Here is a 2,414-nt window from a genome sequence, read left to right on the forward strand (position 1 = left end):
GCATGGATCGGCAACCTGACGGTATTGGAGCCGTATCGGCCGATCTTCATCGGCGCGGCGCTGGTTGCACTGTTCTTTGCCTGGCGGCGCATCGTCCGACCGACCGCAGCCTGCAAGCCGGGCGAGGTGTGCGCGATTCCGCAAGTGCGCACCACCTACAAGCTCATTTTCTGGTTCGTCGCCGTGTTGGTCTTGGTCGCGCTTGGTTTTCCCTACGTCATGCCATTTTTCTACTAATCAGGAGTTCATCATGAAAAAGCTGTTTGCCTCCCTCGCTCTCGCCGCTTTCGTTGCCCCCGTGTTCGCCGCCACTCAGACCGTCACGCTGTCCGTGCCTGGCATGACCTGCGCCTCTTGCCCGATCACTGTCAAGCACGCGCTTTCCAAGGTTGAGGGTGTGAGCAAGACCGACGTAAGTTTCGACAAGCGCCAGGCCGTCGTCACCTTCGACGATGCCAAGACCAACGTCCAGAAGTTGACCAAGGCGACCGAGGACGCGGGCTATCCGTCCAGCCTCAAACGCTGATCCGTTAACCGAACTCGGGAGCGACACATGGGACTCATCACGCGCATCGCTGGCAAAACCGGCGCGCTCGGCAGCGTCGTTTCCGCGATGGGCTGCGCCGCCTGTTTTCCTGCCATCGCCAGCTTTGGCGCGGCCATCGGACTGGGCTTCTTGAGCCAGTACGAGGGGCTATTCATTGGCATCCTGCTGCCGATGTTCGCCGGCATCGCGTTACTCGCCAATGCTATCGCTTGGCTCAATCATCGACAGTGGCGACGCACGGCGCTCGGCACGATAGGCCCGATCTTGGTGCTGGCAGCGGTGTTTTTAATGCGGGCTTACGGCTGGCAGAGCGGTGGACTGCTCTATGTCGGCCTGGCCTTGATGGTTGGGGTGTCGGTCTGGGATTTCATCTCGCCAGCACATCGCCGCTGCGGGCCGGACAGCTGTGAATTGCCAGAACAACGTGGCTGACGGCAACAGCCGTAGCCACCACAGAAAAGGAAAAATACATGACCACCCTGAAAATCACCGGGATGACCTGCGACTCGTGCGCGGCTCACGTCAAGGAAGCCTTGGAGAAAGTGCCCGGCGTGCAATCGGCGCTGGTGTCCTATCCGAAGGGCACAGCGCAACTCGCCATTGAGGCGGGCACGTCATCGGATGCGCTGACTACCGCCGTGGCCGGACTGGGCTACGAGGCAACGCTTGCCGATGCGCCACCGACGGACAACCGCGCCGGCCTGCTCGACAAGATGCGCGGCTGGATAGGGGCCGCTGATAAGCCCAGTGGCAACGAACGCCCGTTGCAGGTCGTCGTCATTGGTAGCGGTGGCGCGGCAATGGCGGCAGCACTGAAGGCCGTCGAGCAAGGCGCGCACGTCTCGCTGATCGAGCGCGGCACCATCGGCGGCACCTGCGTCAACGTCGGCTGCGTGCCGTCCAAGATCATGATTCGCGCCGCCCACATCGCCCATTTACGTCGGGAAAGTCCGTTCGACGGCGGTATCGCGGCGACTGTGCCTGCGATTGACCGCAGCAAACTACTGGCCCAGCAGCAGGCGCGCGTCGAAGAACTGCGCCATGCCAAGTACGAAGGCATTCTGGACGGCAACCCGGCCATCACCGTTGTACATGGTGAGGCGCGTTTCAAGGATGAGCAGAGCCTGGTCGTCCGTTTAAACGATGGTGGCGAGCGCGTGGTAGCTTTCGACCGCTGCTTAGTCGCCACGGGTGCCAGCCCGGCCGTGCCGCCGATTCCGGGCCTGAAAGAGTCACCCTACTGGACTTCGACCGAGGCCCTGGTCAGCGACACCCTTCCCGAACGCCTAGCCGTGATCGGCTCGTCGGTGGTCGCGCTGGAACTGGCGCAAGCCTTCGCCCGGCTGGGCAGCCAGGTCACGATCCTAGCTCGCAACACGCTGTTCTTCCGCGACGACCCGGCCATCGGCGAGGCCGTTACAGCCGCGTTCCGTGCCGAAGGGATCAAGGTATTGGAACACACGCAAGCCAGCCAGGTCGCGCATGTGGACGGCGAATTCGTGCTGACAACCGGGTACGGTGAAATACGCGCCGACCAGCTGCTGGTCGCCACTGGCAGGGCACCGAACACGCGCAGCCTGGCATTGGAAGCGGCGGGAGTCGCTGCCAATGCGCAGGGGGCCATCGTCATCGACAAGGGCATGCGCACCAGTACGCCACACATTTATGCGGCTGGCGACTGCACCGACCAGCCTCAGTTCGTCTATGTGGCGGCAGCGGCCGGCACCCGTGCTGCGATCAACATGACTGGCGGCGATGCGGCCCTGGACCTGACCGCAATGCCGGCCGTGGTGTTCACCGACCCGCAGGTCGCCACCGTGGGCTACAGCGAGGCGGAAGCACATCACGACGGGATCGAGACCGACAG

General features: G+C 63.1%; 4 protein-coding genes. All 4 read left to right on the forward strand.

Annotation, left to right across the window (positions count from 1 at the left end):
* Window positions 1-237: mercuric ion transporter MerT (locus ACOZBP_RS17270; protein WP_422677551.1), on the forward strand; the 237-nt coding region annotated here is incomplete at its 5' end.
* Between the two features lie 13 nt (window positions 238-250).
* Window positions 251-526 (forward strand): mercury resistance system periplasmic binding protein MerP, encoded by a 276-nt coding sequence (gene merP, locus ACOZBP_RS17275; protein ID WP_004178136.1) that lies wholly within the window; start codon window positions 251-253, stop codon window positions 524-526.
* Window positions 527-553: 27 nt separating this feature from the next.
* Entirely contained in the window at window positions 554-979 is a 426-nt protein-coding gene (gene merC, locus ACOZBP_RS17280) for an organomercurial transporter MerC (protein ID WP_000522996.1), read from the forward strand.
* A gap of 38 nt (window positions 980-1,017) precedes the next feature.
* The coding region (merA, locus tag ACOZBP_RS17285) for a mercury(II) reductase (RefSeq protein ID WP_422677552.1) at window positions 1,018-2,414 on the forward strand (1,397 nt) is incomplete at its 3' end.

The sequence above is a fragment of the Brevundimonas sp. NPDC058933 genome (assembly GCF_049315965.1).
GTDB lineage: Bacteria > Pseudomonadota > Alphaproteobacteria > Caulobacterales > Caulobacteraceae > Brevundimonas.